Origin of the sequence: Micromonospora zamorensis (assembly GCF_900090275.1) — a bacterium.
Lineage (GTDB): Bacteria > Actinomycetota > Actinomycetes > Mycobacteriales > Micromonosporaceae > Micromonospora > Micromonospora zamorensis.
Window position 1 is genome coordinate 4,943,723 of the sequence record NZ_LT607755.1, and the last position, 24,248, is coordinate 4,967,970.

General features: G+C 71.4%; 24 protein-coding genes. 10 read left to right on the top strand and 14 right to left on the bottom strand.

Going from position 1 to position 24,248, the window contains the following annotated elements:
• Positions 1-44: 44 nt before the first annotated feature.
• The 4 genes from GA0070619_RS21805 to GA0070619_RS21820 are packed head-to-tail and all read right to left on the bottom strand — an operon-like array spanning position 45 to position 5,087.
• Positions 45-1,526, bottom strand: a complete 1,482-nt coding sequence (locus GA0070619_RS21805; protein ID WP_088951963.1) for a 2-hydroxymuconic semialdehyde dehydrogenase — start codon at positions 1,524-1,526, stop codon at positions 45-47.
• Positions 1,527-1,549: 23 nt separating this feature from the next.
• Positions 1,550-2,887 carry an FAD-dependent oxidoreductase gene (locus GA0070619_RS21810; RefSeq protein WP_088951964.1) on the bottom strand — a complete coding sequence of 446 codons (1,338 nt, stop codon included), beginning with the start codon at positions 2,885-2,887 and terminating at the stop codon, positions 1,550-1,552.
• Complete coding sequence (kynU, locus tag GA0070619_RS21815) at positions 2,884-4,209, bottom strand: kynureninase (RefSeq protein WP_172862227.1); 1,326 nt, start codon at positions 4,207-4,209, stop codon at positions 2,884-2,886. Before kynU ends, GA0070619_RS21810 begins: the two co-directional genes overlap by 4 nt.
• Positions 4,185-5,087, bottom strand: a complete 903-nt coding sequence (locus tag GA0070619_RS21820) for a tryptophan 2,3-dioxygenase (RefSeq protein ID WP_088951966.1) — start codon at positions 5,085-5,087, stop codon at positions 4,185-4,187. Before GA0070619_RS21820 ends, kynU begins: the two co-directional genes overlap by 25 nt.
• A gap of 148 nt (positions 5,088-5,235) precedes the next feature.
• On the opposite strand from GA0070619_RS21820, the gene GA0070619_RS21825 reads away from it, so the two are divergent.
• The 3 genes from GA0070619_RS21825 (at position 5,236) to GA0070619_RS21835 (ending at position 7,182) form a co-directional block, all read left to right on the top strand.
• Positions 5,236-5,700, top strand: coding sequence for an Lrp/AsnC family transcriptional regulator (locus GA0070619_RS21825; protein WP_088949776.1), 465 nt, complete (start codon positions 5,236-5,238; stop codon positions 5,698-5,700).
• Positions 5,701-5,805: 105 nt separating this feature from the next.
• The gene (locus tag GA0070619_RS21830; protein ID WP_088949777.1) at positions 5,806-6,330 is read left to right on the top strand and encodes a hypothetical protein; all 525 of its coding nucleotides are present in this window, start codon (positions 5,806-5,808) and stop codon (positions 6,328-6,330) included.
• A 75-nt stretch (positions 6,331-6,405) separates the two neighbouring features.
• A complete protein-coding gene (locus GA0070619_RS21835; protein ID WP_231927499.1) occupies positions 6,406-7,182 on the top strand; it encodes a class F sortase in 777 nt (258 codons plus the stop codon).
• A gap of 21 nt (positions 7,183-7,203) precedes the next feature.
• Here the strand turns inward: GA0070619_RS21835 and GA0070619_RS21840 are convergent, their stop codons facing one another.
• Genes GA0070619_RS21840 through GA0070619_RS21850 form a run of 3 tightly spaced genes read right to left on the bottom strand, consistent with a single transcriptional unit; the run spans position 7,204 to position 8,486 of the window.
• Positions 7,204-7,614, bottom strand: coding sequence for a type II toxin-antitoxin system VapC family toxin (locus GA0070619_RS21840; protein WP_088949779.1), 411 nt, complete (start codon positions 7,612-7,614; stop codon positions 7,204-7,206).
• Positions 7,611-7,889 (bottom strand): type II toxin-antitoxin system Phd/YefM family antitoxin, encoded by a 279-nt coding sequence (locus GA0070619_RS21845; RefSeq protein WP_088949780.1) that lies wholly within the window; start codon positions 7,887-7,889, stop codon positions 7,611-7,613. Before GA0070619_RS21845 ends, GA0070619_RS21840 begins: the two co-directional genes overlap by 4 nt.
• A 60-nt stretch (positions 7,890-7,949) precedes the next feature.
• Positions 7,950-8,486 (bottom strand): HNH endonuclease, encoded by a 537-nt coding sequence (locus GA0070619_RS21850; RefSeq protein WP_088949781.1) that lies wholly within the window; start codon positions 8,484-8,486, stop codon positions 7,950-7,952.
• 265 nt (positions 8,487-8,751) lie between these two features.
• On the opposite strand from GA0070619_RS21850, the gene GA0070619_RS21855 reads away from it, so the two are divergent.
• From GA0070619_RS21855 to GA0070619_RS21865, 3 genes are all read left to right on the top strand, one after another.
• Positions 8,752-9,810, top strand: a complete 1,059-nt coding sequence (locus tag GA0070619_RS21855; protein WP_088949782.1) for a mechanosensitive ion channel family protein — start codon at positions 8,752-8,754, stop codon at positions 9,808-9,810.
• A 232-nt stretch (positions 9,811-10,042) separates the two neighbouring features.
• Entirely contained in the window at positions 10,043-11,425 is a 1,383-nt protein-coding gene (locus GA0070619_RS21860; RefSeq protein ID WP_088949783.1) for an MFS transporter, read from the top strand.
• A gap of 69 nt (positions 11,426-11,494) precedes the next feature.
• A complete protein-coding gene (locus GA0070619_RS21865; protein ID WP_088949784.1) occupies positions 11,495-11,923 on the top strand; it encodes a globin in 429 nt (142 codons plus the stop codon).
• A gap of 19 nt (positions 11,924-11,942) precedes the next feature.
• Here GA0070619_RS21865 and GA0070619_RS21870 read toward each other — a convergent pair whose 3' ends face one another.
• The 4 genes from GA0070619_RS21870 to ettA form a co-directional block, all read right to left on the bottom strand.
• A complete protein-coding gene (locus GA0070619_RS21870; protein WP_088949785.1) occupies positions 11,943-12,527 on the bottom strand; it encodes a type III secretion system chaperone family protein in 585 nt (194 codons plus the stop codon).
• 131 nt (positions 12,528-12,658) lie between these two features.
• The gene (locus tag GA0070619_RS21875) at positions 12,659-13,390 is read right to left on the bottom strand and encodes a hypothetical protein (protein ID WP_088949786.1); all 732 of its coding nucleotides are present in this window, start codon (positions 13,388-13,390) and stop codon (positions 12,659-12,661) included.
• The gene (locus GA0070619_RS21880; RefSeq protein WP_088949787.1) at positions 13,387-13,833 is read right to left on the bottom strand and encodes an acyl-CoA thioesterase; all 447 of its coding nucleotides are present in this window, start codon (positions 13,831-13,833) and stop codon (positions 13,387-13,389) included. The genes GA0070619_RS21875 and GA0070619_RS21880 overlap by 4 nt, the downstream gene beginning before the upstream one ends.
• Before the next feature lie 14 nt (positions 13,834-13,847).
• Positions 13,848-15,524: an energy-dependent translational throttle protein EttA gene (ettA, locus tag GA0070619_RS21885; RefSeq protein ID WP_088951967.1), complete on the bottom strand. Its 1,677-nt coding sequence runs from the start codon at positions 15,522-15,524 to the stop codon at positions 13,848-13,850.
• Positions 15,525-15,734: 210 nt separating this feature from the next.
• On the opposite strand from ettA, the gene GA0070619_RS21890 reads away from it, so the two are divergent.
• From GA0070619_RS21890 to otsB, 4 genes are all read left to right on the top strand, one after another.
• Positions 15,735-16,019 carry a hypothetical protein gene (locus tag GA0070619_RS21890; protein WP_088949788.1) on the top strand — a complete coding sequence of 95 codons (285 nt, stop codon included), beginning with the start codon at positions 15,735-15,737 and terminating at the stop codon, positions 16,017-16,019.
• On the top strand, positions 16,016-16,408 hold the full coding sequence (locus GA0070619_RS21895) for a hypothetical protein (RefSeq protein WP_088949789.1): 393 nt from the start codon (positions 16,016-16,018) through the stop codon (positions 16,406-16,408). The genes GA0070619_RS21890 and GA0070619_RS21895 overlap by 4 nt, the downstream gene beginning before the upstream one ends.
• A 142-nt stretch (positions 16,409-16,550) precedes the next feature.
• Positions 16,551-17,951: an alpha,alpha-trehalose-phosphate synthase (UDP-forming) gene (locus GA0070619_RS21900; protein WP_088949790.1), complete on the top strand. Its 1,401-nt coding sequence runs from the start codon at positions 16,551-16,553 to the stop codon at positions 17,949-17,951.
• Positions 17,952-17,977: 26 nt separating this feature from the next.
• Positions 17,978-20,557 carry a trehalose-phosphatase gene (otsB, locus tag GA0070619_RS21905; RefSeq protein ID WP_088949791.1) on the top strand — a complete coding sequence of 860 codons (2,580 nt, stop codon included), beginning with the start codon at positions 17,978-17,980 and terminating at the stop codon, positions 20,555-20,557.
• A gap of 200 nt (positions 20,558-20,757) precedes the next feature.
• Here otsB and cobA read toward each other — a convergent pair whose 3' ends face one another.
• Genes cobA through cobC form a run of 3 tightly spaced genes read right to left on the bottom strand, consistent with a single transcriptional unit; the run spans position 20,758 to position 24,243 of the window.
• Positions 20,758-21,987, bottom strand: a complete 1,230-nt coding sequence (gene cobA, locus GA0070619_RS21910; protein ID WP_088949792.1) for a uroporphyrinogen-III C-methyltransferase — start codon at positions 21,985-21,987, stop codon at positions 20,758-20,760.
• 40 nt (positions 21,988-22,027) lie between these two features.
• Positions 22,028-23,158: a nicotinate-nucleotide--dimethylbenzimidazole phosphoribosyltransferase gene (locus GA0070619_RS21915; RefSeq protein WP_088949793.1), complete on the bottom strand. Its 1,131-nt coding sequence runs from the start codon at positions 23,156-23,158 to the stop codon at positions 22,028-22,030.
• Positions 23,158-24,243 carry an Rv2231c family pyridoxal phosphate-dependent protein CobC gene (cobC, locus tag GA0070619_RS21920; RefSeq protein WP_088951968.1) on the bottom strand — a complete coding sequence of 362 codons (1,086 nt, stop codon included), beginning with the start codon at positions 24,241-24,243 and terminating at the stop codon, positions 23,158-23,160. Before cobC ends, GA0070619_RS21915 begins: the two co-directional genes overlap by 1 nt.
• Positions 24,244-24,248 lie beyond the last annotated feature (5 nt).

A 24,248-nucleotide genomic window follows, 5' to 3' on the forward strand; every position in this document is an offset into this window, starting at 1 on the left:
CGCTCCCTCGCTACGGCTCACGACAGGTCCACGCTCGCTACGGCTCACGACAGGTCCACGCAGACGTTGGTGAGTTCGGAGTAGAAGTTCAGCGAGTGCACGCCGCCCTCCCGGCCGATGCCGGACGCCTTCACCCCGCCGAACGGGGTGCGCAGGTCACGCAGGAACCACGTGTTGACCCACACGATGCCGGCGTCGAGCCGGGCGCCGGCCCGGTGCGCGACGCCCACATCCCGGGTCCAGACGGTCGCCGCGAGGCCGTACTCGGTGCCGTTGGCCAGCGCGTATGCCTCGTCCTCGGTGTCGAACGGCGCGACGTGCACCACCGGCCCGAAGATCTCCTCGCGGTTGGTGCGCGCCTGCGGGCCGAGCCCGGTGAGCACTGTCGGCTGCACGTACGACCCGCCGTCGCGGGTGTCACCGAAGGTGGGCGTGCCGCCACCGGTGAGCACCTCGGCGCCCTCGGTTCGGGCCAGCTCGTACGCGCCGAGCACCTTCGACCGGTGCTGGTGGGAGATCAGCGGCATGGTGGCGGTGGCCTCGTCGGTCGGCCAGCCGTACGCCAGCTCACCGGCCCGCTTCGCCAGCCGGGCGGTGAACTCCTCGAAGACCGGGCGCTGCACGTAGATGCGTTCGGTGCAGAGGCACACTTGCCCGCCGTTGGTGAAGCTGGACCGCACCGAGCCGGCCACGGCGGCGTCCAGGTCGGCGTCGGCGAAGACCAGGCCGGCGTTCTTGCCGCCCAGCTCGAAGCTGACCGCCTTCACGCCGTCGGCGGCGGCCCGCATGATCGCGCCGCCGGTGGCCGACTCGCCGGTGAAGGTGATCGCGTCCACGCCGGGGTGGCGGGTGAGGAACTCACCCGCCGAGTCCGGCCCGAACCCGTGCACCAGGTTGAACACCCCGGCCGGTACGCCCGCGGCGGCCATCACCTCGGCGAGCACCGTCGCCGAGGCGGGTGTCTCCTCGCTGGGCTTGACCACCACGGCGTTGCCGCAGGCCAGCGCCGGGGCGACCTTCCAGGTGAGCAGCAGCAGCGGCAGGTTCCACGGCACGATGACCGCGACCACGCCGACCGGCTTGCGCAGCGCGTAGTTGAGCGCCCGGCCACCGGTCGGGGTGACCGTCGTGAACGACTCGGTGGGCGCGGTCGCCACGATCTCCGCGAACGCCCGGAAGTTCGCCGCACCACGAGGAATGTCCAGCGTGCGGGCCTGGGCGATGGACTTGCCGGTGTCGGCGACCTCGGCGGTGACCAGATCGTCGAAGCGGCGCTCCAACTCGTCGGCGACCCGGCGCAGCACCTCGGCGCGTTCCCGTTCGCCCATCCAGCCCCACGGCCCGCGCAGCGCCGCCCGGGCGGCGGCCACCGCGTCGTCCACAGTCGACTGCGACGCCTCGTCCACCTCGAAGACCTGGTCCCCGGTGACCGGGCTGGCCTTGGTGAACGTCGACCCGCCGTCGACGAACTCGCCGGCGACGAAGTTGCGCAGCCGCTGCGGGCCACCTGGCGCGTGGCCGGCCATCAGTCGCGGGTCCCACAGGCCGGTCATTCCTGCCTCCCTCGGCTCAGTGCCGCGCCGATCGCGCCGACCAGCAGCAACGCGGCCCCGCCGACGACCGCCCCCAGCACCCGGTGCTGTCGGCGCACCCGGCGGCGCACCTCCGCGTACGGGGTGGTGGAGAACGACACCAGCTCGTACTGCGAAACGTACCGGCCGGGGAGGGCTCGCTCCAGGGCGTGCTCCACCCGCCGCCGTGTCTGGAAGACCGGGGAGGCGACCTTGTCCCGCATCTCCACGAAGTTGGTCAGCGCCATCGTGGCGATGGCCTCGGCGTTCTCCTGCCGGCGTCGCTGGAAGAGGGGCAGCGCCGCCAGCCAGTCGTCGGCGCACTCGTCCAGGCAGCGGTCCAACTCGACCACGTCCTCGAAGGCGCAGTTCGCGCCCTGCCCGTAGAAGGGCACGATCGCGTGCGCAGCGTCACCGAGCAGGCCGACGCTCCCGTTGACCTGCCAGGGCGTGCAGCGAACAGTGCCAAGCACGCCCACGGGGTTGTGCTGGTAGTCGTCGACGAGGTTCGGGGCCAGCGGGATGACGTCCGGGTAGTGCTCGGCGAAGTGCCGCTCGATTTCGGCCGGGCTGGTCAGCGAGGCGAAGCTGCCGGCGCCGTCGTTGGGCCAGAACAACGTGCAGGTGAAGGAGCGGTCCGGGTTCGGCAGCGCGATCATCATCGAGGTGCCGCGCGGCCAGATGTGCAGGGCGTCCGGGTCCAGGGCGAAGTCCCCGCCCAGCGGCGGGATCGTCAACTCCTTGTAGCCGTAGTCGAGGAAGTCCACGCTCTCGTTCAGCAACCCGTACGCGAGCAACTGCCCCCGCACCGCGGAGCCGGCGCCGTCGGCACCCAGCACGACCGACGCCTTGGCGGCGACCGTGCCCTGCGGTGTCTCGAAGCTCAGCGAGCCGTCGGTCGGGTCCAGCCCGACCAACCGGTGGTCGAAGACGACCCGCACCCCGGGCAGCGCGGTGGCCTCGTCCAGTAGGGCGTTGTTCAGCGCGCCCCGACTGATCGAGTTGATCGCCCGGTCGCCGGCCGCGCTGTACGACTGGAACTGCGGCTCCCCCTCGACCGGGTGGATCATCCGGCCCCGCATCGGCAGCCCGTCGGTCATCACCTGGTCGGCGAGCCCGATCCGGCGCAACGCGTCCAGGCCGCGCTCGGAGAGCGCCAGGTTGATCGAACGCCCCCGCTCGGCCGTGCCGGCCCGCGGGTCGGAGCGGCGCTCGTAGAGCGCCACCGGGTAGCCGCGCCGGGCCAGGAAGCAGGCGGCCAGGCAACCAGCCAGGCCGGCACCGATGATCGCGACCTCGTCGCGCCGCGCGGTCACGGGTTCACCTGCCCCACCGTCGCGGCGAGCGCCGCCGCGGCCCGCCAACAGTCGAGGTACGTGGAGTAGAGCGGCACCGGGGCGAACCGGATGACGTCCGGTTCGCGGGCGTCGGCGATGACGCCGTGCTCGTGTCGAAGGCGTTTGGTCAGCTCCGCCGCGCTGCCGTGGCCGATGCGCACCGAGAGCTGGCAGCCCCGCCGGGCCGGGTCGCGCGGGGTGACCACGCGCAACGGCCGGTCGACGACCACCTCGTCGAGCAGTGACTCCAACCAGCCGGTGAGTCGCTGGCTGCGGGCGCGCAACGCCGGCATGCCGACCGCGTCGAACACCTCCAGCGAGGTGCGCACCGGGCCCATCGCGAAGATCGGCGGGTTGGAGATCTGCCAGGCCTCCACGGTTGCGGGTGGCCGCGACACCGGGGTCATCTCGAAGCGGGTGGCCGCCGCAGTGCTCCACCAACCCTCGAAGCGGGGCACTGTCTCGTCGCCGAGGTGCCGCTCGTGCACGAAGACGCCGGCCAGGGCACCCGGACCTGCGTTCAGATACTTGTAGGAGCACCACGCGGCGAAGTCGACATCCCAGTCGTGCAGGGCCAGTGGCACGTTGCCCACGGCGTGGGCCAGGTCCCAACCGACCACCGCGCCAGCCGCCCGGCCGGCGGCCGTGATCGCCGGGATGTCCAGCAGCTCACCGGTGAGGTAGTTGACCCCGCCGAGCAGCACCAGCGCCACCCGGTCGCCCTCGGCGGCCAGGTAGGCGGTCACGTCCTCGGTGCGCAGGGCGTCCTCACCGTCGCGCGGGCGCAACCGGACCACGGTTTCGTCCGGGTCCAGGCCGTGGAACCGGGCCTGGCTGCGCACCGCGTAGCTGTCCGACGGGAACGCCGCGTCCTCGATGACGATGCGGGTGCGCGCGCCGGCCGGGCGGTAGAAGCTCACCATCAGCAGGTGCAGGTTGACCGTGAGCGAGTTCATCACCACGGTCTCCGCGGGGCGGGCGCCGACCAGTCGCGCGGCCGGCGCGGTCAACAACTCGTGGTACGGCAGCCACGCGCGCGCCGCCTCGACGTGCCCCTCGACGCCGAGCCGCGCCCAGGCGTCCAGGTCGGCGAGGAGTTCGTCGCGGGTGGCCCGGGGTTGCAGGCCCAGCGAGTTGCCGGCGAGGTACGCCGACTCGGGGTGGTCGCCGCCGTCGGCCGGGGGCACGTGGAACAGGTGCCGGTGACCCGGGTCGGCTTCGTCGAGGCGGTGCGCCTCTCGTTCTGGGGTGTGCACAGGGGTGTCTCGCTCTCCGGTCACATCGCGGTGCGGGCCGACCACAGCTCCGGGAAAACCACCCGGGCCATGCTGCGCTGCAGCCACGCCAGGCCGGCGGAGCCTCCGCTGCCGACCTTGGCGCCCATCGTCCGCTGCACCGCCTTGACGTGGTTCCACCGCCAGTCGCCGAACTCCTCCGCGACCGAGCTCAGCGCCTCACCGAGCAGTCGCACGTGGTTGTCCGGGCCGCCGTCGTCGTAGATCCGTACCCAGGCCGCCTCGACCGACGGGTGCGGATCATGTTCGACGGCAACGTCCCGGTCGAGCAGGTCGGCGGGCAGATCGAAGCCACGCCGGGCGAGCAGCGCGAGCACATCGTCCCAGAGGCTCGGCGTGGCCAGCGCGGCGGTCAGCGCGGCGTACACGTCGGTCTGTCGACGGAACGGGCGGATCAGCGTCGGGTCACGCAGCCCGAGCAGGAACTCCAACTGCCGGTACATGGCCGACTGGAAGCCGCTGGCCTCGCCGAGCAGGTTGCGGAACCGGTTGAAGTCGGCCGGGCTCATCCAGCGCAACCCCTGCCAGGCGGCGTTGAGCCCCTCCAGGTGCAGTTTGGCTCGACGCAACGGCGCCAACGCCTCCCAGACCTGGTCGGCGCGGATCAGCCGCTGGGTCTCCCGCAACTCGTGGCAGGTCAGCCCGAAGTACAGCTCCATGATCTGGCTGACCATCAGGAACGACATCTCGCCCGGGTCGCTGCTGAGCGGGTGCTGCATCCGGTGCAGGGCGCTGGCCTGCACGTACGCGTCGTACGGCACCATGTCGGCGAACTCCAGCGTGGGCTCGCCACCGGTGCGCTCCGCCTGGGCGGCCCGCTGCCCCGGGGTCACCGGTCGCACCGTGGCGGGGCGGTTCGGCGCCCGCCGCTCCGTCTGATCCACCATCTCGTCTCCCTCCCCCGGACTCGCCGACGTCATGATCCCTCGGTCGGATCGGCCTACGGAATGCCGGATCAACGGCTCTCGCCGCCTTCTCCTGGCGAACCAAAGGCAACTAGGCGAAGTCGGTTCACGAAAGTAAGGTCTGAGCGTGGACGACATGGACTGGGCGCTGCTGCGCGAGTTGCAAGCCGACGCGCGGCTGTCCTTCAGCGAGTTGTCCCGGCGGGTGCACCTGTCGCCACCTGCGGTCGCCGAGCGGGTTCGCCGGCTGGAGGAGTCCGGAGTCATCACCGGCTACCACGCCCATGTCGACCTGAGCCGAGCCGGCCGCACCGTGATCGCGCTGATCCGGATGTCCTGCTACGGGGCGCGATGCATCCTGCACGACCCGGCGGTGGCGGGCTGGCCGGAGATCCTGGAGATCCACCGGATCACCGGGGACGCGTGCAGCGTGCTGAAGGTGGCCGCCGGCTCGATCGGCGCGTTCGAGGGCGTCATCGACCGACTCGCCCCGTACGGCCAGCCGTCGAGCACGATGGTCCTGTCGTCCCCGCTGGGCTGGCAGCCGATCACGCCGCTCCCCTCTACTGGGGTCGCCCCGCGTCAGCGCTGACCCACCCCACCCTCGCCGCCTGCGGGTTTGCTCCCGCGCCAGCGGGAAAGCAGGCCGCGTGCCCAGGGGAGGGTTCCGGCGGTCGTCGCCGGTTGGGGGGAAATCATGCAGGGAATCCGCACGATCAACCGCGCGCTCTCGTCCGCACTGACACTGGTCGGGCTGGTCGGGGCGTTCGTCCTGATGTCTGTCGCTCCGGCCCGTGCCGGCGAGAACACCTTCGTCGAGGTGACGCCGAACAGCGCCCAGGCCGGTAGCCGGGTCTCCATCAAGGCGAGCTGCGACAACGACAACAACAACCGCCAGTCCAGCGTGCACTCCGATGCGTTCGGGCACGTGACGCTCAGACCGGACAACGGCTTCCTGACCGCGCAGGCCAGCATTCCGCGTGACAAGCAGGCCGGCGATTACGCGGTGGACCTGCGCTGCCAGAACGGCCAGACGGCCACGACCACCCTGACAGTGCTGAACATGGCGTCGCCCAGCAAGGGACCGGCGACCGGGGGCGGCGGGACGGCCGGCGGTCGCGGCACCGGCTCACTGCTGGTGCTCGGCGGCGTGGCGCTGGTGGCCACTGCGATCGCGCTCGGCATGGCGGGCGGCCGGCGTCGGACCGGAGCCGGCTCCTGAGCCGGACGACCCATGACCCGCAGATCCGCGCGTGCGCGGCCGGACCGCCGCGCCCGCCTCCGGGCCGGGCCGGCGCTGCGCGCCTCCGGCCGGCTGGTGGCCCGCGCCTCCCGCCGGCTGGGCCGCGTCGCCGGTCAGGCCGGGTCGGCCAGCATCGCCACCACCGATCCGACCGCCCAGCCGCTGCGACCGAGGCGTCCGGCCGGGTCGCCGCTGGCCGGACGCCTGATCGGTGCGGGACCAGGGTTGCCGGTCCTGGCCGTCGCCGCGCTGATGGTGCTGATCGTGGCGATGCTCGGCGTCGAGCAGGTGACCGGCATGAGCCTGTTGCCGGACCAGCTCAGCGCCGGCTTCCGACCGCCACCGAAGAAGTTCCCGGTGCTGTCATCCAGCCGTCCGACCAACCTCGCCATTGACACGATCGACGTCGAGGCGCCGGTGCACGACGTGGGCATCGCCCCGGACGGCACCATCGCCGTGCCGGACGCGGCCCGCGCCCAGGAGGCCGGCTGGTACGACCAGGGGCCCACCCCCGGTCAGTACGGCCCGGCCGTGATCGTCGGGCACGTCGACACCACCAGCGGGCCGGCGGTCTTCCACAAGCTTCGCGACCTGCGCTCCGGTGACCAGATCGAGGTCACCCGCACCGACCGGAGCGTGGCGATCTTCGAGGTGGATTCGGTGGAGCGGTTCGACAAGGGGCGGCTGCCGGTGGACGAGGTGTACGGCGACTTCAGCCGTCCGAGCCTGCGACTGATCACCTGCGGCGGCCAGTGGGTCGGCGGCGAGACGGGCTATTCGGACAACGTGGTGGTCTTCGCGTCGCTGACGAAGGCGCGTACAGGTGGTTGACCCGGGTGGATCGGAACCGGGTCAGTTCTGACCGGGGCTTGCCACGGGTAACCCCGCAACCTTGGCGCTCTCGAGCAGTCGCCGGTCATAGCTGACGAAGGCGATGAGTGCCGTTCCGGACTCGTTGGTCAGAACCTGAGCGGTGGCAAGGTGAATGGCGTCGAGGCTGCGTAACGTCGGCTCGGCAAACGCGGCAGCGGTCGCACGGATCGTGCCGTCGATCTCCAGCCGAAAGAGCCGTCCGACGGCCGCCGGCACGCCGACCAACGCCTGCGGGGCTGATCGGCGTAACGCTCTGGGCACTTCGACCTCGACCAGCGCGGAGGAGACCAGGGGGACGTCTCCGTGGGTGTTGAGCCAGGAGACAAGCTCAGCGCTGCACGCCTCCTGCCGAACCAACTTGACGACGGCGGCGGAGTCCAGATAGATCACCAGCGCTCCTCGTCCCGCATCTCGGCGAGCGTGGCAGCCACGTCCACATCCCCGTCACCCAGCTTCGGGGGAAGCGGCACAGAGCCGCCGCCGGTCGGAGCGACGGCTCGCCCCGCAGCTACGAGCTTGGCCAGTACCGACCTGTCGTCACTCACCGGAACCAGTCTGGCGATCGGATGCCCACGATCGGTGATCTCGACGGTTTCGCCGCCACTCACCCGAGCCAGCACCTGACTCGTGTTCTGGTTCAGCTCTCGGACCCCGATGCGTTCCACAGACCGAGTGTAGAACCAGATGTTCTACATTGCCAGATGTTCGCGGTCAGACACCGAAGGTCAGGCTGCCGCTTCGGGCTCCCGCAGGTCCAACCAGTCTGCCCAGCGCGGGTCCGGGGCCCGGTGCCCGAGCACCCGCCAGGCGGTGCCCTTCGGCGCGGCCGGCAGCGCGTGCAACCGCCACCCCATCTCGGCCGGAGTCTTGTCACCCTTGGTGTGGTTGCACCGGGCACAGGCGGCGACCACGTTCTCCCAGGCGTGCCGGCCACCGCGGCTGCGCGGAAAGACGTGGTCGATGGTCTCGGCCGGGCCCCGGCAGTAGGCGCACCGCCACCCGTCCCGGGCGAAGATCGCCCGCCGGGACAGCCCGATGTGCGTCCGGTAGGGCACCCGGACGAAGCGCGTCAACCGGACCACGGACGGCACCGGGAGCGCGTCCCGGGCACTGTGCAGGATGCCGTCACCGTCGGCGACGCAGACCGCCTTGGCGGAGAGGACGAGGATCGCGGCGCGGCGCACCGACACGACACACAGCGGCTCGTAGGTGGCGTTGAGGACCAACGCGCCGGAGCCCACCGTGGGTCGTATGTCAGGCATCGCGCTCACCCTCCCGGTTCAGCGGCTGCTGCGAACCGCCGCCGACCGGGGTCGGGCACGCCGGCCCACCCGGTCGACGCCGGGCCGATCACCGACGTCCGTTGCGCCAATAGTCCCTGATCGGACCCCGGATTGCACGTACTAATCCGGGGTCGGACATGAAGCTCTCTCTCGCACCTGTCACGATGGCCGGTTCGCCCCGTTCCGGTCGTGCCCTCTGCGGCAGTTCACCCGCCGGTGGGTCGGCGGCGGAGTGTCGGGTCCCTTGCGGTACGAAGACAGGGTGAGTGCCGCCAGCGTGACGCCCCTTGCCCTGTCCACCGCCGATTCGGTGAACTGCCAGGGCAGCACCTCCTGCGAGTGGATCTACGACATCACCAGATCGGCCTGGTTCGCCGAGGGCAGTTACTGGATCCTGCTCAAGCCGCTGCGGGTGCTGGTGATCCTGGCGCTGGCGATGGTGGCCCGCTGGGCGCTGCACCGCACCATCAACCGGTTGGTCCGGACGACCACCGAGGGCGCGGTGCCGACGATGCTGCGCCCGCTGCGCGAGCGGGTGCCCAGCACGGCGGGTGACCCGGCGGAGTTCGTGCCCGAGCGGCGACGGCAGCGGGCTGAGGCGATCGGCTCCGTGCTGCGCAGCCTGACCACCGCGTTCGTCTTCGGCATCGCGCTGCTGATGATCCTGCGCGAGTTCAGCTTCGACCTGGCTCCACTGCTGGCCAGCGCGGGGATCGCCGGCGTGGCACTGGGTTTCGGCGCGCAGAGCCTGGTCAAGGACCTGATCGCCGGCCTCTTCATGCTGATCGAGGATCAGTACGGCGTGGGCGACAACGTCGACCTGGGCGAGGCGATGGGCGTGGTCGAGTCGGTCGGGCTGCGGGTCACCACGGTGCGCGACGGTCGCGGGGTGCTCTGGTACATCCGCAACGGCGAGATCATCCGGGTGGGCAACAAGAGTCAGGGTTGGGCCCTCGTGGTGGTGGACCTGCCGATCGGTTTCAACAGCACCGAGGAGGCCACCGCCGTCCTGCGGACCGCGGCCGCCTCGATCGCGGTGGACCCGGAGCTGTCACCGGAGATCGTCGAGGCGCCGGAGGTGCTGGGCGTCGAGCAGGTGACGGTGGACGGCGCGGTCATCCGGACGGTGGTGAAGACCACCGCGGACGGGCAGTTCGCGGTGGGCCGGGAGCTGCGTCGGCGGCTCGCCGAGGCGCTGGAGAACTCGGGGATCACCGCGCAGATCGCGGCTGCTCGTATCTATCCCGGTCTGCCGACCCGGCCGCTGCCCGACAGCGAGACCGGTCAGGGTGGCGCCACCTGACCCAGGCGGAAATGTCCGCCGATGCAGGGTCGCCAGCCGCCCGGCCCCTCAGGTATCGTCCGTTCGTTCAGTCGGGGAAGCGACGATCGATCCGTTCGCCCTAGCCAGTTGTCAGACGATCGGGCAGAATCCGGACCACGCGTTCCCGACGGAGCGTGATCACATACTCGCTGATCCGCAGATCTGACGAGGGCTTCCGGCCTGGCTGCCACGAGCGGCCGAACCGGAGCCGATGGAGGCGACGGTGCCCGACGAGCGACCTTCCGCGGAAGGCCCCGCCACCTTTCGCGAAGTGTTCGCCCAGCACGAGTTTCGGGCCGTGTTCGTGGCTGGTGCTCTCTCCTGGGTCGGTGACTACGTCGCGAAGGCGGCCGTCACCCTGCTCGTCTACCAGCAGACCCGGTCCGTCGCGCTCTCCGCGGCAGCCTTCGCGGTCAGTTTCCTGCCCTGGCTGCTCGGTGGTCCTGTGCTCGCCGCACTGGCGGAGCGGTACCCGTACCGCAAGGTGATGGTGGCATGTGACGTCATCCGCATGCTGCTGATGCTGCTCATCGCCATCCCGAACCTGCCGTACCAGGCGGTGTTGGTGCTGATCTTCGCTGCCACTCTGGCCAACCCGCCCAGCCAGGCGGCGAAGTCCGCGCTGATGCCGCAGATGCTCACCGGGGACCGGCTGGTGCTCGGGCTGTCGCTGAACAGCAGCGTCGGGCAGGCCGCCCAGGTCATCGGGTACGTGTTCGGCGCAGCGGTCGCCTCGATCGACCCGGTGGTCGCGCTGCTGTTCAACGCGGCGACGTTCGGCCTGTCCGCGCTGCTGGTCCGCCTCGGCGTACGCCACCGCCCGGCGTCCATGAACCCTGCGCACCGCAGCCACCTGCTGCAGGAGACGCGCGAGGGGTTCGCCATCGTGTTCCGCACACCGGTGTTGCGGGCGATCGCGGTGCTGGTCTTCAGCGCCATGCTCTTCTCGATCGTCCCGGAGGGGCTCGCCGCCGCCTGGGCCAACGAGGGCGCCAAGGGCGACCTGAGCACGGGCGCGGCGCAGGCGGTGATCATGGTGGCCAACCCCGTGGGCTTCGTCCTGGGCGGGTTGCTGGTGAGCCGGCTGTTCGGGCCGGCCCGCCGGATGAAGCTGATGCGGCCACTCGCGGTGCTCGCCCCACTGGTGCTGGTGCCGGCGCTGCTCGATCCGTCCCCGCTGGTGGTGGCGTTGCTGGCCGCCCTCTGCGGGTTCGCCGTCGCCGGCATGCTGCCGATGGCCAACGGGTTGTTCGTCCAGGCACTGCCCAACGGCTTCCGCGCCCGCGCCTTCGGCGTGATGGCCACCGGTGTCCAGGTCATCCAGGGTGTCGCGGTGCTGGTCACCGGGCTGCTCGCCGAGCGGTTCCCCATCCCGGTGGTGGTCGGGTTGTGGAGCGCGGCCGGAGTGGTGCTCATGGGGGTGGCCGCGCTGCGCTGGCCGGACCGGCAGACCATGGACGACGCGATCGCCGCAGCCACAGCGGCCAACGCCCAGCCGCCGCAGGAACCTGCCAGCCCTGCCAAGGACGACACGGAGGCGGGCACTCCCGAGCCGCGCTCCGGCGACGGGCACCGCCGCCACGCGGTCACCTGACCCCCGGCGTGATCCGACGCACGCCGCACGGGTCGGGCCGGCACGGAGCGCACCTGGCAGGATGGAACGGTGAACCCCGCAGGTGAATCCGACCGTCCTGGTGCGTCGATGACCCTCTTCGAAGCGGTCGGCGGCGAGCCCACCTTCCGCAAGCTGGTCGACGAGTTCTACGCCGGCGTCGCCACCGATCCCCTGCTGCGGCCCATGTACCCGGAGGAAGACCTGGGGCCGGCCGCGGATCGGATGACCCTGTTCCTCATGCAGTACTGGGGCGGCCCCAACACCTACTCCGCCCAGCGCGGCCATCCGCGGCTGCGGATGCGGCACGCGCCCTTCCGGATCGGCGCCGCCGAGCGGGACGCCTGGCTGCGGAACATGCGCCGCGCCGTGGACCGGCTCGACCTCGAGCCGGAGATCGCCGCCACACTCTGGGACTACCTGGAGCGCGCCGCATACTTCATGGTCAACGCCGAGGAGGACCCGGCCAACGGCGGCTGATCGCCGGGCCGAGGTTGCGTCAGAGCAGCGCGCCCTCGTCGTGCAGCCAGTCCACGAAGCTGGTGGCCACCGCCGCGCCGCAGTCGAGCATCTCGACCAGGAGCGCGTCGTGGGTGCCGGCGCCGAGCGGCACCTGGAGCTCGGCGTAGATCGGTAGCTGCCCACGCTCGGTCGGGTCGCCGATGTACGCCTTGCAGAACCGGCGGGTGTGGTTCCACTCGTTGACCACCCGGTATGCCCGGTCGGCCCAGTCCGGCGGGACGGTGGCATGTGGGCGTGCCCGCATGACCAGGATCTCGTCCTCCGGCCCTTCGAGGGTGACCAGCACCGCGTGCCGTTCCCACATGGCCAGCAGGTTGCCGTCGCCGTCGGCCAGGTAGCGCACGTCGAGCAGGTCGAGTGCGTCACAGACCCGGCGCAGACTCACCGGCTCGACGTTGGCGGGCATCTCGGACAGCACCGGCCGCTCATTGGCCGGGCAGTCGTCCCCCGGCTGGCGAGGGCTGGGCGGCCCGACCCGGACCGCGCTCTCCACTGTGATCCCGCTTCGGGTTTCCGGATCGCCGCCGTCGGCGGGACCGGGGCGCCATGACCACCACGGCATCGCTCGCGCACCTCACTCCCCAGCGGATCCAGCCGCCTACGGTGCGTTGGATCCGAGGATGGACGGTACCCGGACAGCCGAGTTGAAGCACCCCCCCAACGACCGCCCCAGCCCAGAAGAATGAGCCGGGGTCAGCCGTTCGGACGAGTACTCAGGGGTGTCACGGCAAGATCCGTGGCCTTCTGCGACCATGCCGTTCCGTATGGTCCCACCAGGCCAACCCAACGACCCGCCACCCGCACCTGAACGTCGGGGCCGCCGTGGCCGGCGACCGGGCCGCCAGCGGCGCCGAGGAAGCCCATCCGGACCACCGCCTGCACCAGCCGCTGGGACACCTCGACCGGCTCGGCGGGCGGCCCGTCCGGAGTGACCAGCACCGCCACGTGGTCGAGCAACGCGTCGCGCAGCGCACGCTGACCCACCGCGCGGCCGGCCACCCCCTGCTCGCTCGCCGTCCGCAGGGTGCCCGCCGCCGCCTGCGCGATCCGTCGCACCTCGGCGACCGGCAGCGCCTCCACCTGCCGGCTGCGCACCGGCGGCAGCGGCCACCGCCACTGCGCGTCCCGGCGGGTCGGCAGGGCCGCACCGCCACGCTCCAGCTCGGCCAGCAGCTCGGCGGCGGCCACCGTGACGTCGTCGGCCGGCCCACCGGCCACCGTGCGGACCACGAGGACCTGCCACGGCAGCCGGGCCCAGAGGGCGACCCGGCCGGGCCCACCGGCCGGCCGCAGCCGGACCGGTGCGACCGGGTCCAGCCGGACCAGCCGGGCCAGGAAGGCGCCGGCGTCCGCCACCCCGGCGACACCGTGCGTCGGGGTCGACGCGGCCGTCCGTCCCGGCTCGGCTGTACCCGGCCGGGTCATGCCACCCCGCCGTGTGGGGCGTACGTGAGAAGGAAGTCCCGCTCCTCAGGTGTGATCCGTCGGGGCACCTGGCGGGTCAGGTCGAACGGCACCAGCACCGAACGGGCGCGGCTGGCCAGCACCTCGCCGTCGTACAGCTCGTACGCGACAGTGAACCGGGAGGCCCGGATCTCCTCCACCCACAGCTCGATCCGAACGGTGGGCGCCGCCTCCGCGGTGGCCCGGCCCAGCGCGTAGTCGACCGGGCGCAGGTAGTCGACCTCGTGCCGACGGATCACCACCCCGTCGGCGAACGAGCCGACCCCCCAGGCCCGGCCGCCGGCGAACATCAACGCCACCCGCGCCTCCTCGTACAGGGTGAGGAAGCGCGAGTTGTTGACGTGGCCGTACGCGTCCAGGTCGGACCAGCGCAGCGTGCAGTGGTAGACGAACCGGTCAGACACCTTCTCGGCCCCGGTCAGTCGCGGGTCAGCTTGCGGTAGGTCACCCGGTGCGGCCGGGCAGCCTCCGCGCCGAGGCGGTCGATCTTGTTCTTCTCGTACGCCTCGAAGTTGCCCTCGAACCAGAACCACCGGGTCGGGTCCTGGTCGTCGCCCTCCCAGGCCAGGATGTGCGTGGAGACGCGGTCCAGGAACATCCGGTCGTGCGAGATGACCACGGCGCAGCCGGGGAACTCCAGCAGCGCGTTCTCCAGGCTGGACAGCGTCTCCACGTCCAGGTCGTTCGTCGGCTCGTCGAGCAGGATGACGTTGCCGCCGATCTTCAGGGTCAGCGCCAGGTTGAGCCGGTTGCGCTCACCGCCGGAGAGCACCTTCGTCGGCTTCTGCTGATCCGGTCCCTTGAAGCCGAACGCGGCGATGTACGCCCGCGACGGCATCTCGACCTTGCCCACCATCAGGTAGTCCAGCCCGTCGGAGACGACCTCCCAGACGGTCTTGTCGCCGTTGAGGCCTTCGCGATTCTGGTCGACGTACGACAGCGAGACGGTGGGGCCGACCCGGACCTGGCCGCCGGTCGGCTCCTCCAGCCCGACGATGGTCTTGAACAGGGTGGTCTTGCCGACGCCGTTGGGGCCGATGATGCCGACGATGCCGTTGCGCGGCAGCGAGAACGACAGGTTGTCGATCAGCAGCCGGTCGCCGAAGCCCTTGCTGAGGTTGACCGCCTCGATCACCGTGCTGCCCAGGCGCGGGCCCGGCGGGATCTGGATCTCCTCGAAGTCGAGCTTGCGGGTCTTCTCCGCCTCGTTGGCCATCTCGTCGTACCGGTCCAGGCGGGCCTTGGACTTGGTCTGGCGGGCCTTGGCGTTGGAGCGGACCCACTCCAGTTCCTCGGTGAGGCGCTTCTTCATCTTGGCGTCGCGGCGACCCTCGACGGCCAGGCGGGCGGCCTTCTTCTCCAGGTAGGTGGAGTAGTTGCCCTCGTAACCGATGGCCCGGCCGCGGTCCAGCTCCAGGATCCAGCCGGCCACGTTGTCGAGGAAGTACCGGTCGTGGGTGATCGCCATGACGGTGCCGGCGTACTTGGCGAGGTGCTGCTCCAGCCAGGAGACGCTCTCCGCGTCCAGGTGGTTGGTGGGCTCGTCGAGCAACAGCAGGTCGGGCGCTTCCAGCAGCAGCTTGCAGAGCGCGACGCGGCGGCGCTCACCACCGGAGAGCTGGGTCACGTCGGCGTCCGGCGGGGGGCAGCGCAGCGCGTCCATGGCCAGTTCGAGCTTGGAGTCGACGTCCCAGGCGTCGAGGTGGTCCAGCTCCTCCTGGAGCTTGCCCATCTCCTCCATCAGCTCGTCGGAGTAGTCGGTCGCCATCTGCTCGGCGATCTTGTTGAAGCGCTCCAGCTTGGCCTTGGTCTCGGCGACCGCCTCTTCGACGTTGCCGAGCACGGTCTTGGCCTCGTTGAGCGGGGGCTCCTGGGCGAGCATGCCGACGGTGTAGCCGGGCATCAGCCGGGCCTCGCCGTTGCTCGGCTTGTCCAGCCCTGCCATGATCTTGAGGAGGCTGGACTTACCGGCGCCGTTCGGACCGAGCACACCGATCTTGGCTCCCGGCAGGAAGCTCAACGTCACGTTGTCGAGCACGACCTTGTCGCCGTGCGCCTTGCGGGCCTTTTCCAGGACGTAGATGTACTGGGCCACGGTGCGGGCTACCTCCGTCGGTTGCTGTCGCTGATCGGCGGCGCGGGCGCGGGCTGCGAAGACCGCCCGCCGCCGCCGGCCGGTGACCGGCCGCGCGCACGCCATCGTCAATCCTGACAGGTACGACGCGGTTCGCCCACATCACCCCGCCTCAGGAGTACGTGGGCGAGCCTCCTTGCCCGAGCCGGTAAGGCAAATTACGGTTAAGGTATGACCAAGAAGATCACTGTCAGCCTGCCCGACGATCTTGCGGAGAGACTCGCACTGGAACCCAACGTGTCCGCCTTTGTGGCGGACTCCCTGCGGAGTCGGGTCGCAGGGGAGAAGACCCGGGAGATCCTCCGAAGCGTTGGCTTCAAGCTGACCGATGAAGGCCTGGCGCGGGCGCATGCCGAGATGGAGCAGGCCAAGGCCAGCATCACCCCCGAACTGCGCACCCAGGCCGCCCAGTTGCAGGCAGAGGTCGAAGCGGCCCGTGCACGGGTCCGCCGGTGACGACCTTCGGCCTTGCGCTCGACACAACCGCACTACTCGCCTATTCAGCGACAACTCAGGAGGTGGGGCACCGGATCGCCGAAGTCGCCGACCACGCTCTTGATGTACTCGTGCCGGCGCTCTGCCTAGCGCGGGCACACCAACAGGCGACTCCCGAACAGTGGGAACTGCTAGAACTGCTCTCGGCACTGCCGAACATCCGGGTCACACCAGTCGAAGCCGACATGTGCGCCATCCTCGGTGGCTGGTCTCGCCGAATGAACGGTCGCATGGATCTCGCCCAGCTCGCCATGGAGGCTGCGTCGCGTCCCCTCGTGCCGATCATGACGGATCGGCGGGAGTTGCTCGGCGAGGTGCTGCCCAAGGAATGGCCGATCATCGACCTCTGACCCACGGCCTGTCGACAAGATCACCTCTAGGATTCGGTCGGACCGAGGCGGGTAGGAGACTCCGGCACGGGGCACCAGACGCCGCAGCTACGCTCAGTACGCTCATCGCGGTGGACCCGTCAGTACCCGGAGGTGGCCGATCGTGACCGTCCGAAGCTCCTTTGTCGTAGTGGCGAACCGTCTGCCGGTCGACGAGGTGAGCACACCCGAGGGGCGGCAGTGGCGACGTAGCCCCGGTGGGCTGGTCACCGCGCTGCATCCCGTGCTCGCCGAACACCAGGGCACCTGGGTCGGCTGGGCTGGTGGCACCGGCGCGGCTCCCGAGCCGTTCGACCTGGAGGGGATCCGGCTGCATCCGGTCCCGCTCAGCGCCGAGGAGTTGGAGCGCTACTACGAGGGCCAGTCCAACGCGACGATCTGGCCGCTCTACCACGACGCGGTCGAGACGCCGGCCTACAAGCGCCGGTGGCGGGAGGCGTACCGCCTGGTCAACGCGCGGTTCGCGGAGGCCGCGGCGGACGTCGCGGCCGAGGGCGCCACGGTCTGGGTGCAGGACTACCAGTTGCAGTTGGTCCCGGCGATGCTCCGTGAGCTGCGTCCGGACCTGCGGATCGGGTTCTTCCTGCACATCCCGTTCCCGCCGATCGAGCTGTTCATGCAGATGCCCTTCCGCACCGAGATCCTGCGCGGTCTGCTCGGCGCCGACCTGGTCGGTTTCCAGCAGCGGCTGGCGGCGCAGAACTTCGTCCGGCTGGCCCGGCACCTGCTCGGGCTGCGCTACGAGGGGCAGATGATCCAGGTCGAAGGTCGGCAGGTGAAGGCGGGCGCCTTCCCCATCTCGATCGACACCCAGGAGATGGAGCGGATGGCCGCCGACCCGGCGATCCAGGCCCGGGCGAAGCAGATCCGTGCCGAGTTGGGCGACCCGAAGACGATAATCCTCGGCGTGGACCGGCTGGATTACACCAAGGGCATCGAGTTGCGACTCAAGGCTTTCCGCGAGCTCCTTGCTGACGGAAAGTTGACAGTTCCCGATGCGGTTATGGTGCAGGTGGCCACGCCCAGCCGAGAGCGCGTCGAGCACTACCAGGCACTACGGGTCAAGGTGGAGCGCGAGGTTGGTCGGATTAATGGCGAATTCGGCCGGGTCGGCGTGCCGGCGGTGCATTACCTGCATCAGTCGTACAGTCGCAGTGAACTCGCCGCGATGTACGTCGCCGCAGATGTGATGATGGTGACACCGCTGCGAGACGGAATGAATCTGGTAGCCAAGGAGTACGTCGCGTCTCGCGCCGACCAGGGCGGCGCGCTCGTGCTCAGTGAATTCGCCGGCGCCGCAACGGAGCTGCGCCAGGCCTTTTTGTGTAACCCGCACGACCCGGACGCGGTCAAGGACGCCCTGCTCCGGGCAGTGCACGTGGAGAAAACCGAGGCACGCCGCCGGATGCGGACAATGCAACGTCACCTGCGTACCCACGACGTGGGCCACTGGGCCAAGTCTTTCCTCTCCGAGCTTGGAGTTTCCGAGGCGGAGGCCGAGTGAACACGACCGTCAACGATGGAGCGGCGATGGCCACCGGGGTGATGGACCCCGAGCTGCGCTCCGCCATCGGCCGGATCGCCCGGGTTCCCCAGCTCCTGGTCGCCTGCGACTATGACGGCACACTGGCGCCGATCGTGGAGGACCCGAGCACGGCCGTCCCGCTGCCCGAGTCGGTCGCCGCGGTCCGCGCGCTCGCCGCGCTGCCGCAGACCACAGTGGCGGTCGTCTCCGGCCGGGCGCTGCGCGACCTGGCCGCGCTGTCCCGACTGCCCAGCGAGGTGCACCTCGTCGGCAGCCACGGCTCCGAGTTCGACATCGGCTTCGTCGAGCGACTCTCCCCCGAGCTGGTCGCGGTGCGTCAAAAGGTGCGCAACGCGCTGCGTGACATCGCCTCCGCGCACCCGGGCATCCGGCTGGAACGCAAGCCGGCCAGCGTCGCCGTGCACACCCGAGGGGTCGACCCGGAGGTCGCCGCAGCCGCCATCGAGGCGGTCCGCAACGGCCCGGCGACCTTCGACGGCGTCACCGTGACCCAGGGCAAGGAGGTCATCGAGCTCTCCGTCGTGGCCACCCACAAGGGCACCGCACTCGACCAGTTGCGGACCCAGCTCGCCTCCAGCGCGGTGCTGTTCATCGGTGACGACATCACCGACGAGAACGGGTTCGCGCACCTGCACGGTCCCGACCTCGGCATCAAGATCGGCCCCGGGGACACCCAGGCCAGCTACCGGGTCGCCGACCCGCTGGAGGCCGCCCGCGCGCTGGCGCTGCTGCTGGAGACCCGTCGACACTGGCTGTTCGGCGAGCGGGCGGTGCCGATCGAGCGGCACTCCATGCTGGCCAACGGTCGTACCGTCGCTCTGCTCACCCCCGAAGCCAAGGTGAGCTGGCTCTGCCACCCCAAGCCGGACTCGGCGGCGATCTTCGCCGACCTGGTGGGTGGCAGCCCGGCCGGTCACTTCAGCGTCGCCCCGGAACGCGGCGGCATCCCGCTGGGTCAGCGCTACCGCTCCGGCACGATGACAGTGGAGACCCGGTGGTCCGGGCTCACCGTCACCGACTGGCTGGACAAGCCGGCCCGGGAGACCACTCCGGATGACAGCCCCGCGGTCATCACCGGCGACTCGACCCTGATCCGGGTGCTCACCGGCAGCGGCAAGGCCCGGGTGGAGTTCGCGCCGAGGCCCGAGTTCGGTCAGGTCGCCGTGCAGTTGCAGCCGATCGGCGACGGCCTGCTGGTGCTCGGCTCCAACGAGCCGGTCGCGCTCTACGCCCCTGGCGTGGAGTGGGAGGTCGGCAACGACGGCGGGTACGAGACCGCCAAAGCGATCGTCGACCTCTCCGCCGCTGGCGGGCAGGTCGTGCTGGAGTTGCGCTTCGGCACGCACAGCCTTGAGCACCACCGGGTGCCGATCCACGAGCGGCAGGCCGCCGCCGAGCAGCCGTGGAAGGACTGGGTGGCCTCACTTCGGCTGCCGTCCACCAGTCGCGACCTGGTCGCCCGCAGCGCGCTCACCCTCCGTGGGCTCTGCCACGAGGCCACCGGCTCGATCCTGGCCGCAGCGACCACCTCGCTCCCCGAAGAGCTGGGCGGCGTCCGCAACTGGGACTACCGCTACTGCTGGCTGCGCGACGCGGCGCTGACCGCCCGCGCGCTGGTCGACCTCGGTTCCATCGAGGAAGCCGAGGCACTGCTGCGCTGGGTGGACGGCTGCATCGAGCGCACCGGCGGCCACCCGGAACGCCTGCACCCGCTCTACACCATCGACGGGTACGAGCTGGGCGCCGAAGCGGTCATCGACACGCTGCCCGGCTACGCCGGCTCCCGGCCGGTCCGCGTCGGCAACCTCGCCAACCACCAGTTGCAGCTGGACGTCTTCGGCCCGATCGCCGACCTGATCGCGGCCGTCGCCGACGCGCGCGGCTCGGTCCGCGACGACGAGTGGCGGGTCCTGGAGAACATGGTCGAGGCGGTTCGTCGCCGCTGGCACGAGCCCGACCACGGCATCTGGGAAGCCCGGCTGCCACCACGGCACCACGTGTTCTCCAAGGTGATGTGCTGGATGACAGTGGACCGCGCCCTGCACGTGATGCGGGAGCACGGCGGCGAGGACCGGCCCGAGTGGAAGGACCTGCGCGACCGGATCGGCTCCAACGTGCTGGAGCACGGCTGGCACGCCGACGTCGAGGCGTACAGCGTCGCGTACGGCGACGAGGACATGGACGCCTCGTCGCTCTGGATCGGGCTCTCCGGCCTGCTTGCCGGTGACGACCCGCGCTTCCTGTCCACCGTCCTGCGCATCGAGGCGGATCTGCGCAGCGGCCCGGTCGTCTACCGCTACCACTGGGACGACGGCCTGCCCGGCCGTGAGGGCGGTTTCCACATCTGCACGGCGTGGCTGATCGAGGCGTACCTGCGCACCGGTCGCCGCACCGACGCCGAGGAGCTGTTCGCGCAGATGGTGCTCACCGCCGGGCCGACCGGGCTGCTCCCCGAGCAGTACGACCCGCTCGCCGAGCGCGGCCTGGGCAACCACCCGCAGGCGTACAGCCACCTCGGGCTGATCCGCTGCGCGCTGCTGCTCGACAACATGCTCAAGCAGTAGTTCGACAGCACGTAGGACGGGCCGGAGCGCTAGCGCTCCGGCCCGTCGCACTATCCGGGACGCGCAGTCCAGGCCTCTGGTCGATCATGCAGTTATGGTGTCCAGTTTCGAGCCATAACGGCTGCTTTGTCACCCACCACAACTCCATGATCGACGGAGTGGAGGTGGAGGGCGGAGGGCGGGGAGCTCGCAGCCCGGGCTCATCCGTCGAGGGCGCCCACCACGTCGCCCACCACGACTATGGCGGGCGGACGGATGTCGGCGGCGAGCGCGTCGGCGGCCACCGCGTCGAGCGTCGACCGCAGCACCCGCTGGGCGCCCGTCGTGGCCTCCTGGACGACGGCGGCCGGCGTCTGTGGCGACCGGCCGTGCGCGATCAGGGTGGCCGTGATGGCGGCGAGGTTCTTCAGCCCCATCAGGATCACCAGGGTGCCGCGCAGACCCGCGAGGGCTTCCCAGCGCACCAGGGAAGCTGGCGAGTCGGGCGCCAGGTGCCCGGAGACCACTGTGAACTCGTGCGCCACCCCACGATGGGTGACCGGGATGCCGGCCGCGGCCGGCGCGGCGATCGAGCTGGTCACCCCCGGCACGACGGTCACCGGCACGCCGGCCTCCGCGCACGCCAGCAGTTCCTCGCCGCCCCGCCCGAAGACGTACGGGTCACCGCCCTTGAGCCGCACCACGAAGGCGCCGGCCAGGGCGCGGTCCACCAGGATCTGATTGATCTCCTCCTGCGCCCGGGACGGGCCGTAGGGGATCTTCGAGGCGTCCACCAGCTCGACGTCGGGGCGCAACTCGTCGAGGAGCAGCCCCGGCACCAGGCGGTCGGCGACCACCACGTCCGCCTCGGTGAGCAACCGCCAGCCCTTCACGGTGATCAGCTCCGGGTCCCCCGGCCCTGCCCCGACCAGCGCCACCCGCCCGGCGGTCGTCCCGGTGGAAGCGTCGGAACGGCCGGCGATCCCGTCCGGTGCCAGGCGGACCGCCAGGAGGTCACGGATCGCGTCGCGGACCGTCATCGCCCGGCGCGGGTCACCGCCGCCGAGCACCGCGACGGTGACCGGGCCGTGCCGGGTCACCGCCGGGGTCCAGGCGGTGGCGGCCGTGCGGTCGTCGGCCCGGACGCAGAAGATCCGCCGCTCGGCGGCGACGGCGCTCACCGAGGCCGCCGCCAGCGGGTCGTCGATCGCGACCTGGACCAGCCACGCGCCGTCCAGGTCCTCGGGCACGAACCGGCGCGGCACCCAGTGCAACCGTCCCGCGTCGACCCGGGCGCGCAACGCCGGGGTCAGCTCCGGGGCCACCAGCAGGACGTCCGCACCGGCGTCCAGCAGCGCGGGCACGCGCCGGGTGGCGACCGCGCCACCGCCCACCACGACCACCCGCCGCCCGTCGAGCCGCAGACCCAGGGGGTACGGATTGGAGGTCACGCCGCACCACCGGGGCGGGCGACTCGCTCGCTGCGTGTGGTCACTTCTCGGCCACGCCGGCGGAGTCGAAGGTGGCTACCTCGTGCAGCACCCGGACGGCACCGGTGACCACGGGCAACGCCAGCAGCGCGCCGGTGCCCTCGCCGAGGCGCAGCCCCAGGTCGATCAGCGGGTCGAGGCCGAGGTGTCGCAGTGCCACAGTGGCGCCCGGCTCGGCCGAACGGTGACCGGCGACCATGGCACCGACCGCCGCCGGGGCGAACGCGGCGGCGGCCAGCGCGGCCGAGACCGCGATCACGCCGTCCAGCAGCACCGGCGTACGGCGGGCCGCGGCACCCAGGATCAGCCCGGCCAGCGCGGCGTGCTCCAGGCCACCGACGGCGGCCAGCACACCCAGCGGGTCGGCCGGGTCGGGCGAGTGCCGGGCCAAGGCGGAGCGCACCACGGCGACCTTGTGGGCGTACGTCGGGTCGTCGATCCCGGTGCCCCTGCCGGTGGCGTCGAGCGGGTCGGCACCGGTGAACGCGGCGATCAGCGCGGCGGCCGGGGTGGTGTTGCCGATGCCCATGTCACCGGTGAGCAGGATGCCGGCCCCGGCGTCGATCAGCTCGTCGGCGATCCGGATGCCGGTCTGCACCGCAGCCAGCGCCTCGTCCCGGGTCAGCGCGGCGGTCACCGTGAAGTCGCGGGTGCCCCGGCGGACGGACGCGACAACCAGTCGGGGCACCGCCGGGTCGAGCACCGCCGGATCGGACCCAGCCGGATCGGGCCCAGCCGGATCGGGCCCAGCCGGATCGGCGATCGGTCCGGTGGGCAGCGGGGTGGCCACACCGACGTCGACAACGGTGACCGACGCGCCGGCCTGCCGGGCGAACGCGTTGACCACCGCCCCGCCGGCCAGGAAGTTGCCGATCATCTGCCCGGTGACCTCCTGCGGCCACGGGCTGACCCCCTGGGCGTGCACCCCGTGGTCGCCGGCGAAGATCGCCACGGCGGCCGGCTCGGGCAGCGGCGGTGGGCAGGCCCCGGCCAGCCCGGCGAGGCGTACCGAAAGTTCTTCCAGAGCCCCCAGCGAGCCCGCCGGCTTGGTCAGCCGGCCGTGCAGCTCGCGGGCGGCGGCCATGGCCGCTTCGTCCGCCGCCCGGATCGCCGCGATCGTGGTCTCCAGCATCATGCCTCCATGGTCTCGCGCAGCACCTCGATGAACGCGTCGGTGGTGTTACGGTCGCGCACCGCCACCCGCAGCCAGTCCGGGCCGAGGCCGGGAAACGTGTCGCCTCGGCGTACCGCCCAGCCCCGCTCCCGCAGCGCGGCTCGGATCGCGCTCGCGCCCGGCAGGTGCAGCAGGACGAACGCGCTGGCGGGGCGGCCGACGACGCGTACACCGGGCAGGTCTTCCAGACGGGCGACCAGGTGGTCGCGGTCGGCGGCGAGATCGGCGGCGATCGCGCGTTCGGCCTGCACCGCGACGGCGGTGGCGCAGGCGGACGCGGCGGCCAACGCGGGTGTGGAGACGGCCCAGAGCGGCTGGACGGCGGCCAGCCGGGTCAGCAGCTCCGGAGCGCCGAGCAGGTAGCCGATCCGGAGACCGGCCAGGCCCCAGGTCTTGGTGAGGCTGCGCAGGACGAGCAGCCCCGGAAGGTCGCGCCGCTCGGCCAGCGACTCCGGTTCGCCGGGATGGCCGGGGGCGATGGTGGTGTCGGCGAACGCCTCGTCGACCACCAGCACCCGGCCGGGGCGGGCCAGCGTGGCCAGCGTCTGCGCCGGGTGCAGCACCGAGGTGGGGTTCGTCGGGTTGCCGATCATCACCAGGTCGGCGTCGGCGGGCACCAGGGACGGGTCGAGCCGGAAGTCGTCGGCGGGGTCCAGCAGCACCCGCTCGACCGGGTGCCCGGCGGCCCGCAGCGCCGCCTCCGGCTCGGTGAACTGGGGGTGCACCACCACCGGTCGGCGCACCCCGCGCAGCGCCTGGGCGATCAGCACGAAGCCCTCGGCCGCGCCTGCGGTGAGCAGCACCTCGTTCGGGTGACGGCGGTGTCGGGCGGCGACCGCCGCCCGGGCCGCCGTCGGGTCCGGATAGCGCGCCAGGTCGGTCAGGGTCGCGGCGATCGGGCCGGCCAGCCAGGCGGGAGGCGCTGCCTGGCGGACGTTGACGGCGAGGTCGATCAGGCCTTCGGTCGCCTCCGCGTCGCCGTGGTGCGCGAGGTCCGGCTCGGCCCCGGCGGTCGGGACCATCCCACTCGGCTGATCAGACATGTCCG

Bases quoted from the DNA above. Each gene is read 5' to 3' on its own strand.
- GA0070619_RS21870 (WP_088949785.1), bottom strand. From the start codon at position 12,527: ATGCCGTGGTGGTCATGGCGCCCCGGTCCCGCCGACGGCGGCGATCCG.
- GA0070619_RS21850 (WP_088949781.1), bottom strand. From the start codon at position 8,486: ATGCCTGACATACGACCCACGGTGGGCTCCGGCGCGTTGGTCCTCAAC.
- GA0070619_RS21830 (WP_088949777.1), top strand. From the start codon at position 5,806: ATGCAGGGAATCCGCACGATCAACCGCGCGCTCTCGTCCGCACTGACA.
- GA0070619_RS21890 (WP_088949788.1), top strand. From the start codon at position 15,735: ATGACCAAGAAGATCACTGTCAGCCTGCCCGACGATCTTGCGGAGAGA.
- GA0070619_RS21915 (WP_088949793.1), bottom strand. From the start codon at position 23,158: ATGCTGGAGACCACGATCGCGGCGATCCGGGCGGCGGACGAAGCGGCC.
- GA0070619_RS21805 (WP_088951963.1), bottom strand. From the start codon at position 1,526: ATGGCCGGCCACGCGCCAGGTGGCCCGCAGCGGCTGCGCAACTTCGTC.
- otsB (WP_088949791.1), top strand. From the start codon at position 17,978: ATGGCCACCGGGGTGATGGACCCCGAGCTGCGCTCCGCCATCGGCCGG.
- cobC (WP_088951968.1), bottom strand. From the start codon at position 24,243: ATGTCTGATCAGCCGAGTGGGATGGTCCCGACCGCCGGGGCCGAGCCG.
- GA0070619_RS21875 (WP_088949786.1), bottom strand. From the start codon at position 13,390: ATGACCCGGCCGGGTACAGCCGAGCCGGGACGGACGGCCGCGTCGACC.
- GA0070619_RS21860 (WP_088949783.1), top strand. From the start codon at position 10,043: ATGGAGGCGACGGTGCCCGACGAGCGACCTTCCGCGGAAGGCCCCGCC.